Raw genomic sequence first — 25945 nt, 5'->3', positions numbered from 1 at the left:
GCGCTCCCGCAATATACGTGGCGGATAATTGCGCCATGGATGAGATCGACCGCAATATCTTGCGCGAGCTGCAGAGCGACGGCCGGCTGACCAATCAGGAGCTGGCCGCGCGGGTCGGGCTCAGCGCGTCGCCGTGCATGCGACGGGTCCGCCAGCTGGAGCTGGACGGCGTGATCCAGGGGTACCGCGCCGTGGTGGACCCGGAGGCGGTGGGCCGGGGTTTCGAGGTGCTCGTCTCCATCGAGGTGCGGCGCGACCGCGAGACGGTCGAGGCGTTCGAGGCGGCGCTCCAGGACATCCCGGACGTGATCGAGGCGTACCGCCTGTTCGGGAGCCCGGGCTGCCTGCTGCGCATCGCCGTCGCGGACCTGGCCGCGTACGAACGCCTGTGGATCGAACGGCTGACGGCGCTGGCGGGGGTCACCGAGGTCAACTCCCAGATCATCATGAAGCGGATCAAGGACCCGCAGGGCCTGCCCGTGGGTTTGGTACAGACCTATTGACGACTGGTCTGGTCCAGCCTAGGTTGACGCACCGCACGAGGCACGTCTCCCAATCCCCCACCGCACCCAGGGAGCACAGCGTGATCGGTCGGACGTTACGCCTGCTGGGGTCCGCCCTGGCACTGGTCTGTGTCGCACAGCTGCCGGCCGCCGCCGCGGCCTCCGGCCCGGACCCGGCCGGACCTCGGGCCGACACCCGGGCCGATACCTGCGCGCTCAAGTCGAAGCCCACGGGCAAGGTGCTCCAGGGGTACTGGGAGAACTGGGACGGCGCGGCCAACGGCGTGCACCCGCCGTTCGGCTGGACCCCGATCACCGACCCCCGCATCCGCCAGCACGGCTACAACGTCATCAACGCGGCCTTCCCCGTGATCCGCTCCGACGGCACCGTCCTGTGGGAGGACGGCATGGACTCGACCGTGAAGGTCGCGACGCCGGCGGAGATGTGCCAGGCCAAGGCGGACGGCGCCACGATCCTGATGTCCATCGGCGGCGCCGCGGCCGGCATCGACCTCAGCTCCAGCAAGGTCGCGGACCGCTTCGTCGAGACGATCGTGCCGATCCTGAAGAAGTACAACTTCGACGGCATCGACGTCGACATCGAGACCGGCCTGGTGGGCAGCGGCAACATCAACCAGCTGTCGCCCTCGCAGGCCAACCTCGTCCGCATCATCGACGGCGTGCTCGCCCGGATGCCCGCGGGCTTCGGCCTCACGATGGCCCCGGAGACGGCGTACGTGACCGGGGGCAGCGTCGCCTACGGTTCGATCTGGGGCGCGTACCTGCCGATCATCAAGAAGTACGCGGACAACGGCCGCCTCTGGTGGCTCAACATGCAGTACTACAACGGCAGCATGTACGGCTGCTCCGGCGACTCCTACTCCGCGGGCACCGTCCAGGGCTTCACCGCCCAGACCGACTGCCTGAACAAGGGCCTGACCGTCCAGGGCACCACGATCAAGGTCCCCTACGACAAGCAGGTCCCGGGCCTCCCCGCCCAGCCGGGCGCCGGTGGCGGCTACATGTCCCCGAGCCTCGTCGCCCAGGCCTGGAACCACTACAACGGCGCCCTGAAGGGCCTGATGACCTGGTCGATCAACTGGGACGGCGCCAAGGGCTGGACCTTCGGGGACAACTTCAGCCGGCTCAACCGCGCTTGAACACCGCGACCGACCGCGCCGGGACGGTGAAGGTTCCCGAACTCCGCTCGTGTGCCGATGACTTGACGGTCCGGTCGGCGCCCGATGCCTGTATCGGGTGCAGGGCGTACCGGGTGCCCTCGGTCGCCTTCACGCGCTGCCGCTGCGTCCCGGGGCTCGCGTTGAACACGATCACGAGGTCGCCGAGCTTCATGGTGATGACACCGGGCGTCTCGGCCGCCGTGCCGGAGAGAGGGAAGGACAGCGCCCGCTGGACCTGTCCCGCCGTGGCGAGGGAGAAGGCCGGTTCGCTCGTCCGGATCTTCAGCAGATCCTGGTACGCGGCCGACGTGCCGTCGATCTCGGCGCAGCCCGGCGTCAACGTCGCCGCGGACGACAACAGGGGCTTGGCGTAGGGCCACTTGGCCTTGTTGTCGGCGGCCGGAGGAAGACCGCGGCCGAAGCCGTTGCCCGCGCGGCAGTCCCAGTGGATGGCGTTGAACCAGTCGCCGCTGTCGAAGGAGTTGCGGTCCAGGGACTTGGAGCGGAGCAGGTCCGTGCCGGCCTGGGAGAGCGCCGGGCCCTGGGAGAGCGCGGCGGTGGCCATCGCGAGGACCTGCATGCGGGCGCGGGCGGCCGGTGACGTGCCCTCGGGGAGCTTGAAGGCGAGGGCGTCGTACAGCGATTCGTTGTCGTGCGCGTCGGCGTAGGAGAGGGCGTCGCCGGGGGCCGCCGCATAACCGGCCGGGGAGCCGTTGTAGTCGACGTCGGCGCCCCGCACCCTGCGCCCGGCCGAGTCGGTGAAGGTGAAGTCGGCGAGGTTGCCGGACAGGCCGACCTTGATGAGGTCCTGGTAGTGCAGGAGGCGGGCCTTCTGCTCGGCCGGGGTGCCGTTCGCCTTGGAGGAGTTGGGGTCGGTGTAGAGGCCGCTGGCGAAGCCCTGGACGCCCGGGTCCTCGTCGAAGGGGCCGCCGCCGCGCAGTGCGTCGCGCGAGCGGTCGGAGAACGTCGCGACGCCGGTGCCCGCCATGTTCTTCTGGGTGGCCTGGACGAAGCGGGCGTCGTTCGCGACCTCGCCGAAGTTCCAGCCCTCGCCGTACAGGACGATGCTCTTCCCGTCGACGCCGTCCTTCGCCACGGTCAGCGCGTCGAGGGCCTTGCGGACGGCGAGGATGTTGGCCTTGGGGTGGTGGCCCATCAGGTCGAAGCGGAAGCCGTCGACCTTGTACTCCCTGGCCCAGGTGACCATCGAGTCGACGACGAGTTTGCCCATCATGGCGTTCTCGGGTGCCGTGTTGGCGCAGCAGGTGGAGGTGGCGACCGAGCCGTCGGCCTCCAGGCGCTGGTAGTAGCCGGGCACGATCCTGTCGAGGACGGACTTGCCGGACTGGCCGCTCGCGACGGTGTGGTTGTAGACGACGTCCATGACCGTGCGCAGCCCTGAGCCGTTCAGGGCCTGCACCATCCTGCGGAACTCGACCGTGCGGCGGGTGCCGTCGGGGTCGCTGGCGTAGGAGCCTTCCGGGACGGTGTAGTGCAGCGGGTCGTAGCCCCAGTTGTACGCGTCCTCGGCGGCGCTCTTGGTGACGCACGCCTGCTGCTCCTCGGAGTCGGGGGCGTGGGCGGGCAGGTCGCAGTCGGGGGTGGCCCGGTCGGCGGCGCGCTCGGGGACGGTGCCGATGTCGAAGGCGGGCAGCAGGTGGACGTAGGACGTGCCGGAGCGGGCGAGGCGGCGCAGGTGCCGCATGCCGTCGGACTTGTTGTCGGTGAACGCCAGGTACGTGCCGGAGTGGGCCGAGGTGCGGTCCTCGATGGAGAAGTCCCGGATGTGCAGCTCCTGGATCTGTGCGTCGCGGAGCGGGGTCGCCTTCGGTTTGCGGAGCGTGGCCCAGCCCTCGGGGGCGAGCCCCGGGTCGGCGAGGTCGACGGCGAGGCTGCGCTCGGAGTCGCTGGTGAGGGCGGTCGAGTAGGGGTCGGTGACCTTGTTGGTGACGACCTTCCCGACGCTCGGCGCCCACACCTCGACGACGTACCGGTAAGCCTTGCCCGACCAGCTCCGGGGGCCGGTCGCCGACCAGACTCCGGAGGCGCCGTCGCGGTGCATGCGCACGGTACGGCCGCCGATGTCGAGGGAGACCCGCTGCGCGGTCGGGGCCCAGACGGCGAGGGTGACGCGGCCGTGCGCGAACCGGGGGCCGAGGGTGACCTTGGTGGCGGCCGCGCCGTAGAGGTCGTCGAGGACGCCCTGGGTCTGGACGCCGGTGGCGGCACGCAGAGTGCCGTCGGACGACCGCCCCGTGGCGACGAGCTGGCCGGTGAGGGCCGCGCGGATGCGGTCGCGGTCGCGGGGGTCGACGGTGAAGGCTGCGTAGCCCTTGAGGTGCGGGTACTTGGTCTTCTGGGCGTCGGTGAGGCCGCCGTCGACCGGGCTGAGGCGCAGTCGGTGCGCCTTGCCGCCGATGTCGCCGTCCTTGACGGTGAGGCCGCCGTGGGGTGCGTAGAGGAGTTCGTGAGCGGTGCCCGTGCCGGTGTCCCAGGCGAGGGTGGTCCTGTCGATCCACTGGGCCCGCGACGTCGAGAGGTCGAGGCCGTCGGCCGGCGCGGCCGCGGCGGACGGTGCCGCCGGGGCGAGCGGCACGGCCGTGGCCGTCGCGGTCAGGGGCACGGTGGCGGCGAGCAGGGCGACCGCCACGGTGACGGCGGTGCGGCGCGGGGAGCCGGTCACGAGAGTCTCTCCTTGAGAGGTGGGAGGGAGGTGCGGCCGCCCGGCAGCGGGGACAAGGATGGGCCGGGCGGCCGGTCCGGGGGGGGGCTGCTCAGCAGCTCTTGGAGCCGGTGTGCAGCGCGAGGGCGGTGTTCGGCGCGACGGACGCGGTGAACCGGCCGGAGCCGTCGACGCCGACCTTCCTGCCGCTCTGCACGTCGCAGTACGTGCCCGCCGCCAGGGAGGTCTGGAAGGTGCGGTTGACGGTGGCGCCCTCGTGGTTGATGACCACGTACGCCTTGTCGCCGCGGCCGAAGGCGATGGCGTTGTTGCCGTTGTCCCACCAGTGGGTGACGGCGGCGCCGCGCGCGGTGTTGCGGAACTTGACCATGCTGCGGATCTCCGGCCAGGCGTGCTGGCACTTCCAGCCGTCGCTGTAACAGGCCTTCACCTGGCCACCGTTGGGCGACCCCGCGTCGTTGCTGCTGAACTCGTAGCCGGAGTGGACGTCCGGGGAGCCGTAGGGCCAGGCCAGCATGAAGACATGTGCGAGCGTGTAGTTGGCGCCGTCCTTGTAGCTGAGGGTCTGGCCGTGGCGCTCGGTGTCGTGGTTGGCGACGAGCACCGCGGACTTGCCGCTCGGCAGGTAGCCCCAGCCCTCGCCGTAGTTCTTGAGGTACGCGAGCTTCTCGTTGGTGAAGACCCGCTTCAGGTCCCTGGCATAACGGAACTCCTGGGCGTCGCCGGTGGCGGTGTACTCACCCGGGTCGACGGCCTCGCCGGCGCCGTGCAGCGTCTCCTGCTTGAAGTAGACGCCGGGGTTGCTCAGCCGGGACTTGATGTTCTTCAGGTCGTCCACGGGGATGTGCTTGGCCGCGTCGACGCGGAAGCCGTCCACGCCGAGCGAGAGCAGGTCGTTCAGGTACGTGGCGATGCGGCCGCGTACGTACTCCTCGCCGGTGTCCAGGTCGGCCAGGCCGCCCAGCTCGCAGTGCTGGACGTTCCAGCGGTCCTGGTAGTTGCTGATGTCGGCCTTGCAGTCGTCCATGTCGTGGGCCGAGTACGTGCCCGGGTAGTCGTACTTGGTGAAGCGGGAGCCCGCCGAGCCGGTGCCGGAGGCGTTGGTCATGTGGTTGATCACCGCGTCGGCGACGACCTTCACGCCGGCGGAGTGGCAGGTGTCGACCATGTTCTTGAAGTCGGCGCGGTCGCCGAGCCGGGTGCCGATCCTGTAGCTGACCGGCTGGTAGGCGGTCCACCACGCCTCGCCCTGGAGGCGCTCCTGCGGTGGCGAGACCTGCACGTACCCGTAGCCGTCCGGGCCGAGCCGGTCCGTGCAGGCCTGGGCGACCGACCTGAAGTTCCACTCGAAGAGGACGGCGGTGACGTCCTTGCCGCCGGGCGGGGCCGCCTGGGCCGCGGGAGCGCCCGCGACGACGCTGCCCGCGAGGCCCGCCGCCAGGGCGAGCGCGGTGGCGACGGGCCTGCGGCTCTTGATGGTCCGGCCGGTCATGGGGAACCTCCTGCGCGTTGGGGGGGGAACCTTCAGCAAGTGCTTGCAGCAAGTCAGCACAAGTTGTTGCGGGTTGGACCGTATGGCGCCCCCAGGGCCCGGTCAACCCTCTGGACACACTCCGGTGGAACCCCGCACGACCAGCTCCGGCTGGAACACGAACTCCGTGCGCTGCACGGGATTTCCGTCGATCTCCTCCAGGAGGGCGCCCACCGCGGCGCTCGCCATGGCCTGCACCGGCTGCCGCACCGTGGTCAGCGGCGGGTCGGTGAAGGCGATGAGCTGGGAGTCGTCGAACCCGACCACGGAGACGTCGTCGGGCACCGCCAGACCGCGCTCGCGCACCGTCCTGATGGCGCCGAGCGCCATCAGGTCACTGCCGCAGACCATCGCCGTGCACCCCAGGTCGAGGAGGGCGCCGGCCGCGGCCTGCCCGCCCTCGACGGTGAACAGGGTGCGCCGGACGAGCCGTTCGGCCTCCCCCTGCGCCAGGCCGAGCATGCTGTGCAGCGCCGCCGTGAACCCCTCCGCCTTGCGGCGCGAGGGCACGTACCGCGTCGGGCCGATGGCCAGGCCGATCCGCTCGTGCCCGAGGTCGACGAGGTGGCGGACGGCCATGCGCACCGCGGAGCGGTCGTCGGGCGAGACGAAGGAGACAGGGATGTCTTCGTTGTAGCCGTTGACGAGGACGAACGGCACCTTGCGGTGGGCCAGTTCGCGGTAGCGCGAGGGGTCGGCCGTCATGTCGGCGTGCAGGCCCGACAGGAAGATGATGCCGCTGACCCCGCGGTCCTCCAACTGCTCGACCAGCTCGTCCTCGGTGGCGCCGCCCGGCATCTGCGTACAGAGCATCGGGGTGTAGCCGTGCCCGGCCAGCACCTGCTCGATGACCTGCGCGAAGGCGGGGAAGATCGGGTTGGTGAGCTCCGGGATGACCAGGCCGACCAGGCCGGCGCTGCGCCGCTTCAGCCGCGTGGGCCGTTCGTAGCCGAGGACGTCGAGGGCGGCGAGGACCTTGCGTCTGGTGCCGGTCGCGACCCCGGCCTTGCCGTTCAGGACGCGGCTCGCGGTGGCCTCGCTCACGCCGGCCTGGGCCGCGATGTCCAGGAGCCGCGGGGCGCCCCGGTGGGCGTCCCGCGGCGCGGAGGAAAGCGTCACACCGCCCACCAGACGGTGGTGTCGGCGGGCAGGGCCACGGCTCCGTCCACGACCGTCGCCTCCTCACCGACGAGCTCCTCACTGGCGAGCAGGACCCGGCCGGGTACGGGGATCCGTACGGTCTTCGCCGTGGTGTTCACCGTGCACACGAAGCTCTCGCGGGCGAAGGCGAGCACACCATCGGGGGCGTCCAGCCACTCGATCGTCCCGCCCGCGCCGAGCCCGGGCTCCGCTCGGCGCACGGCGAGCGCGCTGCGGTACAGCTCCAGGGTCGAGCCGGGGTCGCCGGTCTGCGCCTGCACGCTCAGCTCACCCCACTCGGCGGGCTGCGGCAGCCAGCTGCCGCCGGGGCCGAAGCCGTACGAGGAGCCCTCGGTGGTCCACGGGATGGGCACCCGGCAGCCGTCCCGGAAGCCGTCCTGTCCGCTGGCGCGGATGAACGACGGGTCCTGGCGCACCTCGTCGGGCAGGTCGGTGACGTCGGGCAGGCCGAGCTCCTCGCCCTGGTACAGATAGGCGGAGCCGGGCAGCGCCAGCATCAGCAGGGTCGCGGCGCGGGCGCGGCGCAGGCCGAGCTCGCGGTCGCCCGCGGTCCGCAGCTGGGTGCCGAGGCCCGGCGGGTTGGCGAGGCGCGTCGCGTGCCGGGTCACGTCGTGGTTGGAGAGCACCCAGGTGGCGGGCGCGCCCACGGGACGCATCGCGGCCAGCGACACGTCGATGACCTCGCGCAGCTCGGCGGCGTCCCACGAGGTGCCCAGGTACTGGAAGTTGAAGGCCTGGTGCATCTCGTCGGGCCGCACGTAGTGGGCGGAGCGCTCGACGGTCGGCGTCCACGCCTCGGCGACGAGGATGCGGGCCCCCTCGTACTCCTCCAGCACCCGCCGCCAGCTGCGGTAGATCTCGTGCACGCCGTCCTGGTCGAAGAACGGCATGGCGTCGTTGCCGAGCAGCTTGAGCTGGTCGTGGCTGCCGATGTCGGGGAGGCCCGCCGCCTTGACGAGGCCGTGGGCGACGTCGACGCGGAAGCCGTCGACGCCCATGTCGAGCCAGAAGCGCAGGATCGAGCGGAACTCGTCCTGGACCGCGGGGTGTTCCCAGTTGAAGTCGGGCTGCTCGGGCGCGAAGAGGTGCAGGTACCACTCGCCGTCGGGCACCCGCGTCCAGGCGGGGCCGCCGAAGATGGACTCCCAGTCGTTGGGCGGGAGTTCGCCGTCGGCGCCCTTGCCGGGGCGGAAGTGGTAGCGCTCGCGGAGCGGGGAGCCGGGGCCCTCGCTCAGGGCGCGCCTGAACCAGTCGTGCCGGTCGGACGAGTGGTTGGGCACCAGGTCCACGATGATGCGCAGGCCGAGTTCGTGGGCGTCGCGGATGACCGCGTCGGCGTCCAGGAGGCTGCCGAAGACGGGGTCGATGGCGCGGTAGTCGGCGACGTCGTATCCGGCGTCGGCCTGCGGCGAGGCGTAGAAGGGGCTGAGCCAGACGGCGTCGACGCCGAGGTCCCTGAGGTACGGCAGCCGGCTGCGGATGCCCTCCAGGTCGCCCATGCCGTCGCCGTTGCTGTCGGCGAAGCTGCGCGGATACACCTGGTAGATCACCGCGCCGCGCCACCAGTCCGTGCGCGTCTCGGTGGCGGGGGCGGCAGGGGCAGCGAGATGCTGGGTCATGTCTTCCCTGGGGATCGAGTGTGGTGGGGGCGGCGGGATGTCCCGGAACGGGGCATCTAGGACTTCGTCGCGCCCGCCGTCAGGCCGGAGACCAGGTGGCGCTGGGCGAAGCCGAAGATGACCGCGGCGGGCACCGCGACGATCACTGCGGACGCCGTCAGCGAACCCCAGTCGCTGGTGTACTGGTTGACGAAGGTCTGCAGGCCGCCGGCGAGCGTGAGGTTCTCCTCGCCGGTCATGAAGGCGGAGGCGTAGGCGACCTCGGCCCAGCCGGTGATGAAGCTGTAGAACCCGGTGACGGCGAGGCCCGGCTTGGCCAGGGGCACGATGAGCCGCCAGAACGTGCCGAACGGATTGAGTCCGTCGACCCGCCCGGCCTCGTCGATCTCGACCGGGATGGTGTCGAAGTACCCCTTCATCATCCAGGCGCAGAACGGCACGGCGATCGTCAGGTACGTGACGACGAGCCCGATGGGCTGGTTGAGCAGGCCGAGGCTGGCGAGGAGGTTGTACAGCGGCACGATGAGCACCGCGACCGGGAACATCTGGGTGATGAGGAGCATCCACATGAGCGGCCGCATGCCGGGGAACTTGAAGCGGCTCACCGCGTAGCCGGTGGTGGCCGCGATGAAGACGCCGATCACCGTGGTGAGGCCGACCACGATGAGGGAGTTGAGGATCCAGTTGGGGAACTCGGTGTCGTTCAGGACGTGGTCGTAGTTGCCGAGGGTGAAGTCCTTGACCAGGTCGGTGGAGAAGGCCTCGCTCTCCGGCTTGAACGACGTGACCAGGAGCCACAGCGGCGGCAGGACCGCGATGGCGCTGGCGATCAGCAGGGTCGCGTGCAGGGCGACCGACGCCAGCGGGCCGCGCTCGTCGCGCCCCCTGGGCTTGCGCTTTTTCACCTTCGGTTCGGTCGGCACGGTGGTCACCACACCTCTCCCTGCTTGCGGAGCGCGCGGCGGTAGGCCACCGCGATGATCGACAGAAGGGCCAGGATGAGCACGCCCCAGGCCGCGGAGCCCGCGAAGTCGCGGGGGCTGACGACGAACGAGAGCCGGTAGGCGTACGTCACCAGGATCTCGGTGGAGTCTCCCGGCCCGCCCCTGGTCAGCAGGAAGATCACCGGGAACATGTTGAAGGTCCAGATGCCGCTGATGAGGATCACCGTGCTGGCGACGGAGCGCAGTCCCGGCAGGGTGATGTGGCGGAAGCGCTGCCAGGCGCTCGCGCCGTCCATCTCGGCCGCCTCGTACAGTTCGCCCGGGATGGACTGCAGGCCGCCGAGCATGGCCACCAGCATGAACGGCACGCCGAGCCAGACGTTGACGGTGATCACCGACAGCTTGGCCCAGGTCGGGTCGTTGAGCCACGGGACCGCGTCGATGCCGCCGCCCGCGAGGAGCTTGTTCAGCAGGCCCTTCTTCTCGTTGAAGAGGAGCCGCCAGGTGAAGACGGAGACGAAGGCCGGCACCGCCCACGGCAGGATCAGCGCCATGCGGTAGAGGGAGCGTCCCGCCAGCTTGCGGTTGAGCATCTGGGCGAGCGCGAGACCGAGCACGAAGGACAGCGCGACGCAGGACACGGTCCACACGACGGTCCAGGTGAGCCGGTCCCAGAAGACGCCGTCGGACAGGATCGCCTGGTAGTTGTCGAGGCCGACGGACTCGTACGTGGCGGGGATGTCGTTGACACCGATGTGTCGCTCGACGTTCGCCTCGTTGGCGTTGGTCGTCGACAGATACATGCCGCGGACCAGCGGATAGCCGACGATCACGCCGATCACGATCACCACGGGGGCGACCATGGCCCACGCGTACCAGTAGGTGGCGAACGCCCTGCGCAGCCGTCCTGCATTCTTGGCGGGGCGGTGGCCGCGGCCGCGGACGCTCTGCGCATCCGCGGCCTTCACCACCGACCGGCCCGTCTCGACAGCCATGGGTCGGTCAGCCCTCCCTCTTACTTGTAGTCCTTGAGGAGCTTGCGGTAGGCGTCACCGATGCCCTTGGCGCCGTCCTCGGGCGAGGTCTTGCCGCTGAGCACCTTGCCCAGCTGCAGCCGGATCGGCTCGAAGAGCGCGTTGGCCTCCGGGATCCACGGCCGCTGCACGGACTTCTCCACGGCGGGCTTGAAGAACTGCACCATCTGGTTGTCCTTGACGGACTTCACGTCGTAGACGGAGGTGCGGGTCGGCAGCAGGCTGAGCTCCTCGGTGGTCTGCTGCTGCACCTTGGCGGAGCTCATGTACTTGATGAACTCGTAGGACGCGTCGAGGTTCTCGGAACCGGCGTACGCGGCGAGGTTCCAGCCGCCCTGCGGGGCGCCCTGCCGCGCGCTGCCGGCCGGGGCCGGGGCGACACCGAGGTTGTCCTTGTCGGCCTTGAACTCCTTGCCCTGCAGGGCGCCCTCGATGGACCAGGGGCCGTCGAGCGCCATCGCGACGTCGCCGTCCTTGAAGGCGTTGAGCTGGTTGTTGTAGCCGTCGCTCGCGTCGGTGACGGCCGCCTTGGAGTCGACGAGGTCCTTCATCACCGAGAAGGCCTTGGCGCCCTCGGGGTCGTCGACGGTGACCTTCTTGTTCTTGGTGTCGAGGAGGTCGCCGCCCTCTCCGTAGAGGTACGGGAGGTAGTAGTACGGGTCGTCGCCGCGGAGGTAGAGGCCGGTCTTGCCGGACTTGGACTTGATCTTCTTCGCGGCGGTCTTGACGTCGTCGAAGGACTTGGGCACGTCAACGCCCGCGGCCTTGAGCATCTTCTTGTTGTAGAAGAGCGCGAGGGTGTCGATGGTCTGCGGCGCCGCGTAGGTCTTGCCCTTGAACTTGGTGCTCGCCGCGGCCTGCGGGAGGTAGTCGTCGGCCTTGTCGAGCGCGACGGTGTCGTCGAGCGGGGCGAGGTAGCCGAGCGAGGCGAAGTCCTGGGTCCAGGCGACCTCGGTGCGCATGACGTCCGGGGCGCCGGAGTTGCCGCCCGCGGCGTTCTTGAACTTCGCGTTGGCCTCGCCGAACGGCACGTTCACATAGTCGACCTCGACGTCGGGGTGCAGCTTCTCGAACCCCTTGGCGATCTTCTCGTACGCGCCCTTCTCGGCGTCGTTCGAGGTGTCCCAGAAGGTCACGGTGCCGGAGAGCTCGCCGGAACCCTTCTTGCCGCCGCTGCCCTCGTCGTCGCCCCCGCAGGCTGCCGCTGTCATGGCCAGGGCAGCAATCAGCCCGGTGGCCGCTATGCCACGCCGCATGTGAACTCCTTCAACTGATCCCGGAATCACGGGGAGACGAAGAGGTGCCTCCTGCTGGCCGCTCTCGACGCGGCGCCGGGTTGCCAGGAACGTAACAGCGTTGGAATGCGGCCGAAAGACCTTGCGGTAAATTTCTGCAAGCACCGGTGATCGTTACGTCTGTGTGTCCTTACCGTTGCCGGTGTTGCGCTTGACAGCGGGACGGCGTGCGCTGATGACAGCGGGACGGCGTGCGCTGATGACAGCGGGACGGCGTGCGCTGATGACAGCGGGACGGCGTGCGCTGAATACGCCTGCAAGGTTCTTGCAGGACAGCTCTTTCCGCAAGCTTTCACGGGCGGTGTGCAATCCCGACCACGACAGGTACAGTCCAGTGCCATGACCGCACGGCTTGTCGACATCGCAGCCCACGCGGGGGTCAGCGAAGCCACCGTGAGCCGCGTCCTGAACGGCAAGCCCGGAGTGGCCGTGGGCACCCGCGAGGCGGTGCTCGCCGCCCTCGACGTCCTCGGGTACGAGCGTCCGGTGCGGCTGCGCCGGCGCAGCGCGGGCCTCATCGGCCTCATCACACCCGAGCTGGACAACCCGATCTTCCCCGCGTTCGCCCAGGTCATCGCGCAGGCCCTGACCCGGCAGGGCTACACGCCGGTGCTCGCCACGCAGACACCGGGCGGTTCCACGGAGGACGAGCTCACCGAGATGCTGGTGGACCGCGGTGTCAGCGGCATCATCTTCGTCTCGGGGCTGCACGCCGACACCACCGCCGACATGGGGCGCTACGACACGTTGCGCGCCCAGGACGTCCCCTATGTGCTCGTCAACGGCTTCTCGCCGGACGTGAAGGCGCCCTTCGTCTCCACGGACGACCGCGCGGCCGTCCGGCTCGCCGTCACGCATCTGACGTCGCTCGGCCACACGCGGATCGGTCTCGCGGTCGGCCCGAAGCGGTTCGTCCCCGTGGTGCGCAAGATCGAGGGGTTCCAGCTCAGCCTGCTCGAACGCCTCGGCCTAGACCCCGACGAGTCGGCCGAGCTGATCCAGCACTCCCTCTACACCCTGGAGGGCGGGCAGGCCGCGGCCACCACCCTCATCAACCGCGGCTGCACGGCCGTCGTGTGCGCCAGCGACATGATGGCCCTCGGCGCCATCCGGGCCGCCCGCGACCTGGGCCTGAGCGTGCCCCGTGACGTCTCGGTGGTCGGCTTCGACGACTCCCCGCTCATAGCGTTCACCGATCCGCCGCTGAGCACGATCCGCCAGCCCGTGCAGGCCATGGGCCAGGCGGCGGTCCGTGCGCTGCTTGAGGAGATCGGCGGGACGCCCGCGCCGCACGGCGAGTTCGTCTTCATGCCGGAGCTGGTGGTGCGGGGCTCCACGGGGTCGGGGCGGCTCACGCCGCGATGAGCGGCTGCCACCACGAGCGGTGGCGGTCGTACCAGCGGGCCGTCCCGGCGAGCGCCGCGTCGAAGCCGGTCACCGGCCGGCGGTCGTGGACCTCGCCTTGACGCCCGCGTCGACGCTTACGACCGAGTCCCCGCTCGCTTGCAGAAACTCATTGCAGGCCAGGTTTCCAGAGGCGCCTGTTGTAGGGTCAACTCCTTTCGCAGGACGGCCTGTTGCGCCGCCGCAGCCAGAACTCGCCGCTCGGTACCCCACAGCGGGGCATGTGCCGTGATGTGCACACTCAGGCAACGGGCGCTCGCGACCCGGCGCAACGACGCCGTGAAGTCCTCCGCGCCGAGAAAGGCGGCAGCCGTGGTCGGCACACCGCTCTGGCGGTACTCGACCGTCACCGGGCGCACCGGGGCCCCCGCGTCGACCGCCGCCTGGAAGGCGGCCCGGCGGAAACGTCCGCCCTCCGCCGTACACCAGGTGGTGGCCTGGGGAAAGACGAGCACCGAGGTACCCGCCCGCAGCGCACCCGCCAACTCGGCTACTACGCGGGGTAGTTCGCGGTACCCGCCGTCCCGGTCGATGAAGCGCGTGCCCACCCGCCGGGCCAGCGCACCGATCACCGGCCACTGGCCCACCTCACGCTTGGCCAGTACGGTCACCGGTTCGACGGCGAGCAGGGCGACGACGTCGAGCCAGGAGACGTGGTTGGCGACGACCAGGGTGCCCACGCCGCTGCCGCGCGATCGCCGGCTCAGCCGGTCGTCACCCGCCACCTCCAGGCTCGCCCCGAGCGCGCCGAGTACCGCGCGCGCCTCGGCCCGCAGGGTCGCGGGTTCGGCCAGCCGGTCGCCACGGGCCACGGACCGGGTCAGGGCGTACGTCAACGCGGCGTACCGGCGGGTGAGTTCACCCAGAGATACGCGCGGGTCCGGGTCGGCGGCGCAGCTCGCCGGGCAGCCCGGGTCGACCGACCACGGTGTCACCGCGCGTCCTCGCCGAGGAAGTAGCGGCGGTGGCGCGCGCTGAGCCGCTCCGTGTCGAGGAGTACGAAGAAGTCCGCGACATCGAACTCCGGGTCGTACGCGGGGGCGCCGCACACCCACGCGCCGAGCCGGAGGTAGCCGCGCAGCAGAGGCGGCAGGTCGGCGGGGACCGGGCGCCCCGCCACGGGGCCCTCGGGAACCCATGGGCGCCTGGGGTGCACCCGCAGCTCCGGCGGCGCCGCGTGCTTGGCCGTGCCGAGGAGCCAGGCGCTGGACGCCGCCCGGCCGCCGTCCGCCAGCGGCACGGAGGCGCAGCCCGCCAGGTACCGGTGGCCGGAGAGCAGGACATAGCGGGCGAGAGCCGACCACATCAGGTTGATCACGGCACCGGAACGGTGGTCGGGGTGGACGCAGGAGCGGCCCGCCTCGACGGTGGACGACCGCAGACCGCTCAGCGCGCGCAGATCGAACTCCCCGTCGGAATAGGACCGGTCGGCCCGCCCCGGCGGCAGCAGCCGGTACGTCCCGACGACCTCGCCGGTCGAGGTGTCGGTGACGATGAGGTGGTCGGCGAGGTCGTCGAAGGCGTCGATGTCGTGGCCGGGCAGGGGCGTGTCGAGGGCCGCGCCCAGCTCCCCCGCGAAGACGCGGTGGCGCAGCCGCTGGGCGGCCCTGATCTGCGCGGTGGTATCCGCGACGGAGGTGACGTACGCGCCGACGGGCGCCGCGGCGGACGGGGCAGGGGGAGTGGACGGCGTGGGCGGCGTGAACGGGGTGAGCGGTGTCGAGGGCATGACAGTTCCGTTTCTCGGTTCGATGGGGTCGAGACGAGGGGGACGACGGAGACGAGGAAGCGGGGAAGCGGGGAAGCGGGGGACGGGGAGCCGACAGGGAACATGGGTCGGAAAGTCGAGCGGCGAGCGGCGAGCGGCGGACACATACCCGCCCCGCCCAAGCAGCACCGTGACGTCACCGGCTGAACTGCGCGCTTCAGCCGTGCATCGGCCCGCCGTCCGGCACGCGTCGGGAACGAGCCGCCCGGCACGCGTCGGGGCGGGCCCTCCGCGCCCCGGGATCCGGCAGGCCGTCCGCCCCTGCACGTGCCGAAGGCCGAGATGTGCGCCCCCACCGCCTGAACTGCGGCTACGACAGCCGTAGCGGCCCCCGCAAGATCCGGCCCACCCCGCACACCCCTCGCCGGCGCGCCATTGACCCACCCCACCTTTGGCCGTACAAACGCGGCATGCCACCTCCCCTCCCTCTCGCGGGCATCACCGTCGTCAGCCTGGAGCAGGCCGTCGCCGCGCCCTTCGCCACCCGCCAGCTCGCCGACCTCGGGGCGCGGGTCATCAAGGTCGAGCGCCCCGGCGGCGGCGACTTCGCCCGCCGTTACGACACCACCGTGCACGGACAGGCCAGCTACTTCGTCTGGCTCAACCGGTCCAAGGAGTCGCTCACGCTCAACCTCAAGTCGGAGAGCGGCCGGGAGATCCTGGAGGAGCTGCTCGCGGGCGCGGACGTGTTCGTGCAGAACCTCGCCCCGGGCGCTGCCACCCGCATGGGCCTCGGCGCCGAAGAGCTGCAGGACCGCCACCCGGCCCTGATTCCGTGCACGGTCAGCGGTTACGGCACGGACGGCCCCTGGGCGGACCGCAAGGCGTACGACCTGCTCGTGCAGTCCGAGACCGGGCTCCTGCAGCTGACCGGCACCCCGGAAGAGGCCGCCCGCGTCGGCATCTCGGTCGCCGACATCGCGGGCGGGATGTACGCGTACAGCGGCATCCTGTCGGCGCTGTTCACGCGGGCGACGACGGGGCGTGCGCCGGCCGTCGAGGTGTCCCTCTTCGACGCGCTCGCCGAGTGGATGGGCCAGCCCGCCTACTACACGCGCTACGGCGGCATCCAGCCGCCCCGCGTCGGTGCCCGGCACGCGACGGTCGCGCCGTACGGCCCGTTCACCGCGGCCGACGGCAAGGACGTGCTGCTCTCGGTGCAGAACGAACGCGAATGGGACGCTCTGTGCACCGAGTTCATCGGGCGGCCCGAGCTGGCCGGCGATCCGCGCTTCGCCACCGGGTCCGACCGTGTGGCGCACCGCGAGGCGCTCGACGCGATCATCTCCGCACGCTTCTCGGAACTCGGCAGCGACGAGGCCACGAAGCTGCTCGACCGCACGGGCATCGCCAACGCCGGGGTCAACTCGGTCCACGAGTTCCTGGCCCACCCGGTGCTCACCGAGCGCGGCCGCTGGCAGGACATCAGGGTGCCGGGCACGTCCGAGCCCGTGCAGGCCCTGCTGCCGCCGGCCCGGCTCTCCGGGGTCACCCCGCGCATGGACCCGGTGCCCGCGGCGGGCGAGCACACCGACGCGATCCTCACCGAACTGGGCCGCGGCCCCGACGACATCGCCCGGCTCCGCGCGGCGGGAGTCTGCCGGTGAGCTCCCTGGACGCCCTCTCCCCCGCCGAGCGGCTGGTCGTCACGACCGTCCGCGACTTCGTCGACCGCGAGGTCAGGCCGGTCGTACGGGAGTTGGAGCACACCGACACCTATCCGGCCGCCCTCATCGACGGCATGAAAAAGCTCGGCGTCTTCGGACTCGCCGTCCCCGAGGAGTACGGCGGAACCCCCGTCACCACCCCCTGCTACGTCCTGGTCACCGAGGAGCTGGCGCGCGGCTGGATGAGCCTGGCGGGTGCGATGGGCGGCCACACGGTCGTCACCAAGCTGCTGCTCCTCTTCGGCACCCCGGAACAGCGGCGGCGCTGGCTGCCGCGCATGGCCACCGGCGAGGTGCGCGCCACGATGGCGCTGACGGAACCGGGCGGCGGATCGGACCTCCAGGCGCTGCGCACGGTCGCCCGGCGGGACGAGGACGGCGGCGGATACGTCATCGACGGCGTGAAGACATGGATCACCAACTCCCGTCGCTCACAGCTGATCGCGCTGCTCTGCAAGACCGACCCGGACGCCGAGCCCCGGCACAGGGGCATCTCCGTGCTGCTCGTGGAGCACGGCCCCGGCCTCACTGTCTCGCGCGACCTGCCGAAGCTCGGCTACAAGGGCGTGGAGAGCTGTGAGCTGTCGTTCCACGGCTACCGCGCCCCTGCGGACGCGCTGCTCGGCGGCGTCGAGGGTGCGGGGTTCGGGCAGATGATGAAGGGGCTTGAGACGGGGCGGCTGCAGGTGGCGGCCCGCGCGCTGGGGGTGGCCCGCGCCGCGTTCGAGGACGCGCTGCGCTACGCACAGGACGCGAGTCGTTCGGCGTGCCGATCTGGCGGCACCAGTCCATCGGCAACTACCTCGCGGACATGGCCACTTCGCTGTCGGCGGCCCGCCAGCTCACGCTGCACGCGGCCCGCGAGGCCGACGCGGGGCGGCGCGTGGACATGGAGGCGGGCATGGCCAAGCTCTTCGCCTCGGAGACGGCCGTGCGGATCACCCTGGACGCGGTCCGCATCCACGGCGGCCACGGCTACTCGACGGAGTTCGACGTCGAACGGTACTTCCGCGACGCGCCGTTGATGATCGTCGGTGAGGGCACCAACGAGATCCAGCGCAATGTGATAGCCCGTCAACTGGTGGCGCTGGGCGGCCTGGAGCCGTGAGCCGCCGCGCGGCGCACCCGACGCCCTTCACCCGTCGACAGCGACGCCGAGCCCTTCGAGCACGACCGCGTTCGGCAGCCCGGCGAACACCTTGCCCGGCACGATGAGTTTGCCGCGCCGGCTGCCGCTGCCCACCAGGACGTACGGCAGGTCGGCGACGGCGGCGTCGACCAGCAGCGGCCACGCGGCGGGCAGCCCGATCGGTGTGATGCCGCCGTACTCCATGCCGGTCTCGCCCGTGGCCGTCTCCATCGGTGCGAACGACGCCTTGCGCGCGCCGAGTCGGCGGCGCACGACGCCGTTCACGTCGACGCGCGTCCCGGACAGGACGACGCAGGCCGCGAGCGTCGTCTCGCCGCCGCGCTTGCCCGCCACGACGACGCAGTTGGCCGACTGGGCCAGGAGTTCGGGGCCGTAGTGCTCCAGGAAGGTGGCGGTGTCGGCCCACCGCGGGTCGGTGTCGACATGGATCAGCTCGTCGGCGGGGACGGGGTCGAGCCAGCCGCGCACGGCATCCGCGACGGGGGGCACGAGCAGGCCGAGGGCTTCGGGGGCGGGGCGGACGACGTCGAATTCACCGAGAGGAGCACGCATGGCGGCACGCTAACAGCCCCGCGGGAACGGCGGATCGGCTGCCCTCGACAACGGATCGACGGCCCTCAGTAGGAGCCCGCGTGGGCCGGCGGCACCGACACCGACATCGTCATCTCCACGGGCTCGGCGCCCCTGTTGTGGTAGCCGTGCGACACGTTGGCCTCGAAGGTGGCGGCCGTCCCCGCCGGCACGGCGTGCTCGACGCCGTCCACGAGGAGGGTCAGCTGACCCCGTGAGACATGCAGCAGCTCGACGGTGCCCGGCGGGTGCGCGTCGGAGTCGCTGCCCTCGCCCGGCATCAGGTGCCAGGACCACAGTTCGAAGGGCCCGCGCGCCTCCGTGCCCACGAGGAGGGTGGTGCTGCTGCCGGCGTCCGTGGACCACATGCGCACCGCCTGCTCCGGCGGCACGAGGCGGACGTGCGGACCCTGTTCGTAGTCGAGGAGCGTGGTGATGCTGATGCCGAGCGCGTCCGCGAGCTTCACCGTGATGCCGACGCTGGGGTTGGTCCTGGCCTGCTCGATCTGGATGATCATGCCGCGGCTGACGCCCGCACGGGCCGCCAGGGCGTCGAGGGTGAAGCCCCTCTCGTTGCGCCACCGCTTGAGGTTGCGCGCGAGCGACTGGGTCAGCTGATCGAGATCCGACACATTCCCGTCCATGTTCTGCGTTCTGCCGTGCGGTGCACCTGATGAGCCCGGATGGTCCACCACACTGTACTGCGAGGCCCACAAGTGGCTCAGGCCTCGCCCAACTCGCCGAGCGCGATCAGCTGTTCCGGCGTGATGCCGTCGGGGATCGGCACCGGCGCGGGCGTGCGCAGCGGCGGCTGCCACCCCTGCTCCGCGTCCCAGGTCCGCACGACCCGCGCGGGCGCCCCCGCCACCACGGCGTGGTCCGGGACCTCGCCCCGGACGACCGCGCCCGCGGCCACCACCACGTTGCGGCCGATCCGGGCCCCCGGCAGGATCACCGCACCCGTGCCGATCCAGCAGCCGGGACCGATCTCGACCGGGTCCATGCGGGGCCACTGCTTGCCTATGGGGGTGTGCGGGTCGTCGTAGGAGTGGTTGGTGGAGGTCACGTACACATAGGGGCCGAAGTAGCAGTCGTCGCCGATCGTCACCGTCGTGTCCGCGATGACGTGGCTGCCGCGGCCGAGCACCACGCCGTTGCCGATGCGGAGGATCGGGTCGGGTCCGAGGTCGAGGTCCGGCATCATCCCCGCGGTGAGGGTGACGTGCTGGCCCACGATGCAGTGGTCGCCGATCCTGATCCACGGCTCCCCGAAGACCGTGCCCTGCGGGAAGGCGAGCTTCGTGCCCTCGCCGATCGCGCCGAACCGCAGCCGCCCCGGGTGCGCGGCCGTGACCGCGCCGGTGCGCTGCACCCAGTCCCAGCCCGCGTGGACGGCGCGCTGCGCGAGCCGGCGGGGCGCGGCGGCAAGGGATGAGAACGTGTTCCTGTTCTTCGGCACGCGCTCACGTTACTCAGTGCCCCGGGGGCCCGCAGGCCCCTGCCCTGTGATCTTCACCCCACGCGGCGGTACGAGGCGCCGGTTCCCGTACGGTGCCGTCAGGCGTGACGACGTACGGAAGAGGGAGACATCCGATGGGCCACGAGGCACTCATCACCGGCATCGGCGGCAAGGACCCGAAGATCGATCAGGACGCCTTCACCGCGCCGACGTCCGTCGTGCTCGGCGAGGTGACGCTGCACGCCGGGGCGAGCACCTGGTACGGCGCGGTGCTGCGGGCCGACTGCGGGCCGATCGTCGTGGGGACCGACAGCAACATCCAGGACAACTGCAGCCTCCACGTCGACCCGGGCTTCCCCATCACGATCGGCGAGCGCGTCTCGGTCGGCCACAACGCCGTGCTGCACGGCTGCACCGTCGAGGACGACTGCCTGATCGGCATGGGCGCCACCGTCCTGAACGGCGCGGTGATCGGCGCGGGGTCCCTGGTCGCCGCGCAGGCCCTGGTGCCGCAGGGCATGCACGTGCCCCCGGGCTCACTCGTCGCGGGCGTGCCCGCCAAGGTGCGCAGGCCGCTCACCGACGAGGAGCGCGAGGGCATCTCGCTCAACGGCACGATGTACGTCGAGCTGGCCAGGGCCCACCGGGACGCGCACGCCGCGGAGTGAGTCAGTCCGCGACCGGGACCGGCTGGGGCTCGGTAGCCGTCGCGGGCGCGGTCGGCTCCGCGGCCGCCGCCTCCGCTTCCGCCGCCGCCTTCTTCGCCCGGTGCTTGACGAACAGCATCGAGCCGACGCCGATCAGCACGGCGATGCCGAGTCCCACGTACGAGAACCGCTTGAGCCAGTCCTCGGCGACCACGCCGATGTAGTAGATGACGGCGGTGGTGCCGCCCGCCCAGACGATGCCGCCGAGGACGTTGGCGATCAGGAACTTCCAGTACGGCATGCGCAGGACGCCCGCGAGCGGCCCGGCGAAGATGCGCAGCAGGGCGATGAAGCGGCCGAAGAAGACCGCCCACATGCCCCACTTCTGGAAGGACCGCTCGGCGGTCGCCACGTTCGCGGCGCCGAAGTGCTTGGGGAACTTCCGTTCCAGCCAGGCGAGGAGTGGGCGGCCGCCCTTGCGTCCGATGGCGTAGCCGATGGAGTCGCCGATGATGGCGCCCGCGGTGGCGCACGCCCCGAGGATCACCGGGTTGATGTCGCCGTGCTGGGAGGAGAGGAGCGCCGCGGAGACCAGGACGATCTCACCGGGCAGCGGAATGCCCAGGCTTTCCAGTCCGATGACAAGGCCCACCAGCGCGTAGATGCTGACGGCTGGGACGTGCTCCAGCCATTCCTGGACGTGCAACGCCGGTTCCTCCCGTGGTTCAAGTGTGTCTGCCCGGCGTGCGCGCCTCTCGGCCACGCACGCCGGGCAGCCTACCCGGACGGGATCACCGGCCCGGGATCACCCGGCGGGAACGGTGTCCCAGAGGTCGCACCGGTGTTCGTCGTGCACCGTCGTGCTGATCGTGCTGCCGCCCGCGGACGCGGTGCGCAGGGACAGCACCTGCCCGGGCCGGGTGCGCTGGTCGGGAGCGGCGGGCCCGCCGTCGGCGCGCGGCACTCCGCCGCGGATGAAGGAGCCCCAGTACTGGACCATCTGTTCCGCGAGCGCCCGCTGTCCGGCGTCGAGCGGCGAGGTCAGGCCGAAGTGCTTGAAGAGGTACTGCACCTCGTTGACGTGCGTCGCGCCGAAGTCGAAGTCGGTGTCCAGCTCGCGGAGCGAGGCGAAGGGCGGCGAGGTGCGGTCCGCGAACTCGTAGGCGTAGACGGGCCCGCGGTGCGCGAGTGCCGTGTTCATGCGCAGCGCCGTACAGGCGAACATCCGGTCGCCGAGGGCCGCGGCGTACGCGTGCGTGGGCGAGGCGTACGCGTCGAGCGGATACCTCTTCAGGACCCGGGCGCCCAGCTCGGGACCGTACGCGTCGGTGAGCGCGCCGGGGTACCGCTCGGCGGTGAGCGGCCTGCCCTGGCCGTCGAACTGGGCGAAGGCGAAAAGGGTGCCTTCGTCACTGTTCGCACCGTTCAGCACCGGTACGCGGGCCGCGGTCCCCTTCTCGTACGCCTCCTCGGGCTGGACCGGCAGGAACGCGCCGCCGACGACCGGTCCCCAGTCGAAGCCGGCCTGCGCGGCGAGGATGTCCTTCGCGGGCTTGCCGCGCAGACAGGCGAGGGCGGTCCGCGGGTCGGGACAGCCCGCCTTCTTCGCGAACGCCGCGCCGTCGGTGACCGCCCGCTCGCGCCCGCGGGCCGCGCAGTCGCCGTACGCGCCGCTCTGGACGATGCCCGCGCGGAACAGGCCGCGCGCGGTGGGCGAGGCGAGCAGGGTGCAGACGGAGCGGCCGCCCGCGGACTCGCCCGCGATGGTGACGCGGTGCGGGTCGCCGCCGAAGCGGCCGATGTTGGCGCGCACCCAGCGCAGGGCGGCCTGCTGGTCGAGCAGCCCGTAGTTGCCGGACACGCCGTCGGACGTCTCGCCGTCGAGGCCTTCGCCGGCGAGGAACCCCATGGCGCCGAGGCGGTAGTTGACGGTCACGACGACGGCGCCGGTCCTGCGGGCGAAGGTGTCGGGCACGATGTCCTCGCCCGCGCCCGCGGTCAGCCCGCCGCCGTGCAGCCACACCATCACGGGCCGCTGCTTCGCCGCCTGCCCCTTCGGCGCGTAGACGTTGACATCGAGGCAGTCCTCGGTGTGGCTGGGGTTCTCGTAGCCGGGGTCCCAACCGGCGGTCTGCACGCACCGGTTGCCGAACGCGGTCGCCCGGCGCACCCCGTCCCAGGCCTTCACGGGGCGCGGCTCCTTCCAGCGGAGGGCGCCGACGGGCTGCCGGGCATAGGGAATGCCGAGGAACTGCCGCCCCTCAGCGGTGGTTTCGCCCCGCACCCAGCCGGCGGTGGTACGCACCAGCGTGCTGTCCGTGGCGGCCGGTCCGGTCGCGGCGCGGCCGGTCGTCGCGGCCTGAACGGTCGTCGCGGCCTGAGCAACCTGAGCGACCTGAGCAGCCTGAGCGGCCGGGAGCGGCACCAGCGAGACCGCCGCGCCGGCCGCCAGGGCGGCGGCGAGCGACGCGGCGCGGCGTATCCGGCCGTGTGCGGCCCGCGCGCTTCTCCTCGTCGTCGTGCACCTCTTCATCTTCCTCGTGAACCTTTTCCTCATGAACCGGCTCCCTTGATGACGGTGGTCGTGGAGAGGGTCAAGTCACGTGCTGATGTTCCCACTTGAACGGTCCGTCGGCCGGTGCCGAGCACCCAGTCGTGACGCTTCACGTCCCAGGCCGAGAGAGTCCGCCGGTCGACGCGGACGGTGACGCGCCGCCACGCCCCCGCGCGCAGTTCGACCCGCCGGTAGCCGCCGAGCACCCGCTCGGCCTGGCTCAGGTCCAGGTCGGGGGAAGGGCCGACGTACACCTGCGCGACGGTAATGCCGGCGCGTCTGCCGGTGTTGCGCACGGTGAAGCTCACGTCCACGTGCCGCCCCGCCCCGCGGACCGCCAGGCCCTCGTAGGCGAAGGTGGTGTAGGAGAGCCCGTGCCCGAAGGGGAAGAGCGGCCGCACCCCTTCGGCGTCGTACCAGCGGTACCCGACGTGGACGCCTTCCGAGTACTCCTCGACGCCGCCGGTCCCCGGGTAGCGGCGCGGGTTCCCCGCCATGGGGTGGTGGTCGTCGTCCACCGGGAAGGACTGGGTGAGCCGGCCGCCCGGGTCGCAGTCGCCGAACAGGACGGCGGCGGTGGCGGCCGCGCCCTCCTGGCCGGGGTAGTACATCTGCAGCACGGCGGCGGTCCGCCGCAGCCACGGCATGGAGGTCGCCGACGACGTGTTCAGGATTACGGTGGTGCGCGGGTTGGCGGCGGTCACGGCCCTGATCAGCGCTTCCTGGTGGCCGGGCAGCGCGATGGTCGTGCGGTCCTGGCCCTCGGTGGCGTCCTCGTACGCGAACAGGACGACGCTGTGCGCGCCGCGCGCCGCCCGCGCCGCTTCGGCGACATCGGCCGCGCGGGTGGCGCGCGTGACGCGCCGCAGCCGGAACGTCTGCCCCTGGTCGCCGCCCTTCGCGCTGATCCTCAGCCGGTGCCCGCCGCGGGTGAGCTTCAGCGTCGCGCGGCGCACGTTGAGCCCGTCGGGCGCGGTGGAGACGAGGCCGCCGGAGAAGTACTCGGCGACGCCGGGCAGTTTCGGGTAGAGCTCCTTGCCGTCCAGCTCCACCGTGGGCCGCTCGCCCGAGTAGTGGATGACGAGCGTCCACTCGTCGGGCTCGTCGAGTGTCAGCTTCCCCTCGTACGTCCACTTCTTGCCCGCGGCGACCCGCTGCCCCTCGGCGTCGATGCCGGGGCTGAGCGCGCGCCGCGGGATGGCCTTGCCGTAGAGGTCCTCTCCCAGCGCGTACGTGACGTCGGCGCCGCGCCCGGCCCTGGCGGTGATGGCGTCGAGGGGGCTCGCCGCCCGGTCGGGGATGACGTGCGCGCTGCCGCCGCCGCTGACGAACGGGTGGCGGCCCGTGGGTCCGACGACGGCGATGTCGCGCGCCGCGCGACCCTCCAGCGGCAGCGCCCCGCGTACGTTCCACAGCAGTGTGGCGCCCGCCTTGGCGACGTCGAGGGCGACCGCCCTGCCCGCCTCGGGATCGCGTCGCGGCCGCGCCGGCACGTGCGCGTCGAGCAGCCCGAACCGCTCCATGACGCCGAGGATCCGGCGGACCGAGCGGTCGATCTGCCATTCGGGCACGCTGCCGTTCCGCACGGCCTTCTTCAGGGCGGACCCGAAGTAGGAGCCGTCGGGCATCTCCATGTCGAGCCCGGCGGCGAGGGCGGCGACGGTGCTGTGCTGCGCGAACCAGTCGGTCATCACCCACCCCTCGAACCCCCACCGCTCGCGCAGGATGTCGCTGAGCAGCGCCTTGCTCTCGCAGGCGAAAACGCCGTTGACCTTGTTGTACGCGCCCATGAAGGCGCCGGTGCCCGCGGCGACCGCCGCCTCGAACCCGCGCAGCTCCGTCTCGTGCATGGTCCGCTCGTCGGCGCGCACGTCGACGGACTCGCGGTCCTTCTCCTGGTTGTTCAGGGCGAAGTGCTTGACGGTGGCGATGAGGCCCTCGCCCTGGATGCCCCTGATCTCCTCGGACACCATGTCGGCGGCGAGCAGCGGGTCCTCGCCGAAGGTCTCGAAGTTGCGGCCCGCGTACGGGGTGCGGATGAGGTTGACCATCGGCGAGAGCAGCACGTCCTGCCCGAGCGCGCGTCCCTCGCGGCCGATGACCCGGCCGTAGCGGCGGGCGAGTGCCGGGTCGAAGGCGGCGGCGAGCATGACGGGGGCGGGCAGGGCGGTGGCGCGGGCCGCGACGCGGACGCCGGCGGGGCCGTCGGCGAGCCGCAGCGGCGGGATGCCGAGGCGCGGCACGCCGGGCACGTAGCCCGCCTGGCCGAGACCCTTGGGGTCGGTCGCGCCGTGCAGCAGGGAGGTCTTCTCGTCGAGCGTGAGTCTGCGGACGAGCGACTCGACGCGGTGTCCCGCGCCGGGGCCCTGTCCGGCACGGGCTGCCGCGTGCGCCGCCCGCGCCGCGTGTGCGGGCGCCGCCGCACCGGTGGTGGCCGCGGCCGCCACGGTGATCGCACCGCCGACCAGTCCGAGGACTGACCGCCGGGACACGGAGTCGGACATGAGCCGTCACTTCCTTCTGTGCCTGTTGTGCGCGAACACGACTGTGCGGAGCGAAGCGTGTACACGTGCCAGTGGCGGGTCGTCGTTCGCCCTTTGAACGCACTATGCGGCAGAGGGGACTTGACACACCGTTAGGCACCACGTGTGGCGGCGGGAAAACTATGACCGACGATGACTCGTGTCAATAAGTTGTACAAGAAGCGGAGCTCAGCTCCAGTCGCCGTTGACCCAGGCGACGAGACGGGAAAGCTCCTCGCAGGAGCAGACGGCG

The 25945-nt window shown here is 71.4% G+C and carries 19 protein-coding genes and 2 pseudogenes; 6 read left to right on the top strand and 15 right to left on the bottom strand.

Annotation, left to right across the window (positions count from 1 at the left end; translation table 11 throughout):
- Positions 1 to 35: 35 nt before the first annotated feature.
- A complete protein-coding gene (locus AB0H82_RS22515; protein WP_362995358.1) occupies positions 36 to 503 on the top strand; it encodes an Lrp/AsnC family transcriptional regulator in 468 nt (155 codons plus the stop codon).
- Positions 504 to 583: 80 nt separating this feature from the next.
- Positions 584 to 1663: a chitinase gene (locus tag AB0H82_RS22510; protein WP_362995356.1), complete on the top strand. Its 1080-nt coding sequence runs from the start codon at positions 584 to 586 to the stop codon at positions 1661 to 1663.
- Here AB0H82_RS22510 and pulA read toward each other — a convergent pair.
- From pulA to AB0H82_RS22475, 7 genes and pseudogenes are all read right to left on the bottom strand, one after another.
- Positions 1650 to 4367, bottom strand: coding sequence for a pullulanase-type alpha-1,6-glucosidase (pulA, locus tag AB0H82_RS22505; protein ID WP_362995354.1), 2718 nt, complete (start codon positions 4365 to 4367; stop codon positions 1650 to 1652). The two genes, AB0H82_RS22510 and pulA, sit on opposite strands and share 14 nt — an antisense overlap.
- Before the next feature lie 94 nt (positions 4368 to 4461).
- Positions 4462 to 5859 (bottom strand): annotated as a pseudogene (locus AB0H82_RS22500) (alpha-amylase family protein); the annotation flags it as partial.
- A 102-nt stretch (positions 5860 to 5961) separates the two neighbouring features.
- Positions 5962 to 7026, bottom strand: a complete 1065-nt coding sequence (locus AB0H82_RS22495) for a LacI family DNA-binding transcriptional regulator (protein ID WP_362995352.1) — start codon at positions 7024 to 7026, stop codon at positions 5962 to 5964.
- Entirely contained in the window at positions 7014 to 8678 is a 1665-nt protein-coding gene (locus AB0H82_RS22490; RefSeq protein WP_362995350.1) for an alpha-amylase family glycosyl hydrolase, read from the bottom strand. The genes AB0H82_RS22495 and AB0H82_RS22490 overlap by 13 nt, the downstream gene beginning before the upstream one ends.
- A 56-nt stretch (positions 8679 to 8734) precedes the next feature.
- Positions 8735 to 9610 (bottom strand): carbohydrate ABC transporter permease, encoded by an 876-nt coding sequence (locus tag AB0H82_RS22485; protein ID WP_362995348.1) that lies wholly within the window; start codon positions 9608 to 9610, stop codon positions 8735 to 8737.
- Positions 9607 to 10617 carry a sugar ABC transporter permease gene (locus tag AB0H82_RS22480; RefSeq protein WP_362995346.1) on the bottom strand — a complete coding sequence of 337 codons (1011 nt, stop codon included), beginning with the start codon at positions 10615 to 10617 and terminating at the stop codon, positions 9607 to 9609. Before AB0H82_RS22480 ends, AB0H82_RS22485 begins: the two co-directional genes overlap by 4 nt.
- Positions 10618 to 10637: 20 nt before the next feature.
- Entirely contained in the window at positions 10638 to 11912 is a 1275-nt protein-coding gene (locus AB0H82_RS22475) for an extracellular solute-binding protein (RefSeq protein ID WP_362995344.1), read from the bottom strand.
- A gap of 378 nt (positions 11913 to 12290) precedes the next feature.
- Here AB0H82_RS22475 and AB0H82_RS22470 point away from each other — a divergent pair, with 378 nt between their 5' ends.
- Entirely contained in the window at positions 12291 to 13316 is a 1026-nt protein-coding gene (locus AB0H82_RS22470; RefSeq protein ID WP_362995342.1) for a LacI family DNA-binding transcriptional regulator, read from the top strand.
- A 116-nt stretch (positions 13317 to 13432) separates the two neighbouring features.
- Here the strand turns inward: AB0H82_RS22470 and AB0H82_RS22465 are convergent, their stop codons facing one another.
- Positions 13433 to 14290, bottom strand: coding sequence for a lysophospholipid acyltransferase family protein (locus AB0H82_RS22465; protein WP_362995341.1), 858 nt, complete (start codon positions 14288 to 14290; stop codon positions 13433 to 13435).
- Positions 14287 to 15084: a GNAT family N-acyltransferase gene (locus AB0H82_RS22460; RefSeq protein ID WP_362995339.1), complete on the bottom strand. Its 798-nt coding sequence runs from the start codon at positions 15082 to 15084 to the stop codon at positions 14287 to 14289. Before AB0H82_RS22460 ends, AB0H82_RS22465 begins: the two co-directional genes overlap by 4 nt.
- Before the next feature lie 449 nt (positions 15085 to 15533).
- Here AB0H82_RS22460 and AB0H82_RS22455 point away from each other — a divergent pair, with 449 nt between their 5' ends.
- On the top strand, positions 15534 to 16730 hold the full coding sequence (locus AB0H82_RS22455; protein ID WP_362995337.1) for a CaiB/BaiF CoA-transferase family protein: 1197 nt from the start codon (positions 15534 to 15536) through the stop codon (positions 16728 to 16730).
- Positions 16727 to 17898: pseudogene (locus tag AB0H82_RS22450) on the top strand (acyl-CoA dehydrogenase family protein). The gene AB0H82_RS22455 and the pseudogene AB0H82_RS22450 overlap by 4 nt, the downstream one beginning before the upstream one ends.
- Positions 17899 to 17925: 27 nt before the next feature.
- On the opposite strand, the gene AB0H82_RS22445 reads toward AB0H82_RS22450, so the two are convergent.
- From AB0H82_RS22445 to AB0H82_RS22435, 3 genes are all read right to left on the bottom strand, one after another.
- Positions 17926 to 18492: a YbaK/EbsC family protein gene (locus AB0H82_RS22445; RefSeq protein ID WP_362995335.1), complete on the bottom strand. Its 567-nt coding sequence runs from the start codon at positions 18490 to 18492 to the stop codon at positions 17926 to 17928.
- Between the two features lie 65 nt (positions 18493 to 18557).
- Entirely contained in the window at positions 18558 to 19142 is a 585-nt protein-coding gene (locus tag AB0H82_RS22440; RefSeq protein WP_362995333.1) for an XRE family transcriptional regulator, read from the bottom strand.
- An 89-nt stretch (positions 19143 to 19231) separates the two neighbouring features.
- The gene (locus AB0H82_RS22435; protein WP_362995331.1) at positions 19232 to 19969 is read right to left on the bottom strand and encodes an acyltransferase; all 738 of its coding nucleotides are present in this window, start codon (positions 19967 to 19969) and stop codon (positions 19232 to 19234) included.
- 134 nt (positions 19970 to 20103) lie between these two features.
- Between AB0H82_RS22435 and AB0H82_RS22430 the strand changes: the two genes are divergently transcribed.
- Positions 20104 to 20637, top strand: a complete 534-nt coding sequence (locus tag AB0H82_RS22430) for a gamma carbonic anhydrase family protein (RefSeq protein ID WP_362995329.1) — start codon at positions 20104 to 20106, stop codon at positions 20635 to 20637.
- Between the two features lies 1 nt (position 20638).
- Here the strand turns inward: AB0H82_RS22430 and AB0H82_RS22425 are convergent, their stop codons facing one another.
- The 3 genes from AB0H82_RS22425 to AB0H82_RS22415 form a co-directional block, all read right to left on the bottom strand.
- On the bottom strand, positions 20639 to 21322 hold the full coding sequence (locus AB0H82_RS22425) for a DedA family protein (protein WP_362995327.1): 684 nt from the start codon (positions 21320 to 21322) through the stop codon (positions 20639 to 20641).
- Between the two features lie 99 nt (positions 21323 to 21421).
- Complete coding sequence (locus tag AB0H82_RS22420; RefSeq protein WP_362995325.1) at positions 21422 to 23173, bottom strand: carboxylesterase family protein; 1752 nt, start codon at positions 23171 to 23173, stop codon at positions 21422 to 21424.
- Positions 23170 to 25674, bottom strand: coding sequence for a beta-glucosidase (locus tag AB0H82_RS22415; protein ID WP_362995323.1), 2505 nt, complete (start codon positions 25672 to 25674; stop codon positions 23170 to 23172). The genes AB0H82_RS22420 and AB0H82_RS22415 overlap by 4 nt, the downstream gene beginning before the upstream one ends.
- Positions 25675 to 25945: the final 271 nt, after the last annotated feature.

Origin of the sequence: Streptomyces sp. NPDC050732, from assembly GCF_040654255.1 — a bacterium.
In the GTDB taxonomy this organism is placed as follows: domain Bacteria; phylum Actinomycetota; class Actinomycetes; order Streptomycetales; family Streptomycetaceae; genus Streptomyces.
This window is presented reverse-complemented; position numbering and strand designations above follow the sequence as displayed.

Coding starts and splice junctions, on each gene's coding strand:
- AB0H82_RS22515 (WP_362995358.1), top strand. CDS start 36: ATGGATGAGATCGACCGCAATATCTTGCGCGAGCTGCAGAGCGACGGC.
- AB0H82_RS22490 (WP_362995350.1), bottom strand. CDS start 8,678: ATGACCCAGCATCTCGCTGCCCCTGCCGCCCCCGCCACCGAGACGCGC.
- AB0H82_RS22480 (WP_362995346.1), bottom strand. CDS start 10,617: ATGGCTGTCGAGACGGGCCGGTCGGTGGTGAAGGCCGCGGATGCGCAG.
- AB0H82_RS22475 (WP_362995344.1), bottom strand. CDS start 11,912: ATGCGGCGTGGCATAGCGGCCACCGGGCTGATTGCTGCCCTGGCCATG.
- AB0H82_RS22470 (WP_362995342.1), top strand. CDS start 12,291: ATGACCGCACGGCTTGTCGACATCGCAGCCCACGCGGGGGTCAGCGAA.
- AB0H82_RS22460 (WP_362995339.1), bottom strand. CDS start 15,084: ATGCCCTCGACACCGCTCACCCCGTTCACGCCGCCCACGCCGTCCACT.
- AB0H82_RS22455 (WP_362995337.1), top strand. CDS start 15,534: ATGCCACCTCCCCTCCCTCTCGCGGGCATCACCGTCGTCAGCCTGGAG.
- AB0H82_RS22445 (WP_362995335.1), bottom strand. CDS start 18,492: ATGCGTGCTCCTCTCGGTGAATTCGACGTCGTCCGCCCCGCCCCCGAA.
- AB0H82_RS22430 (WP_362995329.1), top strand. CDS start 20,104: ATGGGCCACGAGGCACTCATCACCGGCATCGGCGGCAAGGACCCGAAG.
- AB0H82_RS22420 (WP_362995325.1), bottom strand. CDS start 23,173: ATGAGGAAAAGGTTCACGAGGAAGATGAAGAGGTGCACGACGACGAGG.
- AB0H82_RS22415 (WP_362995323.1), bottom strand. CDS start 25,674: ATGTCCGACTCCGTGTCCCGGCGGTCAGTCCTCGGACTGGTCGGCGGT.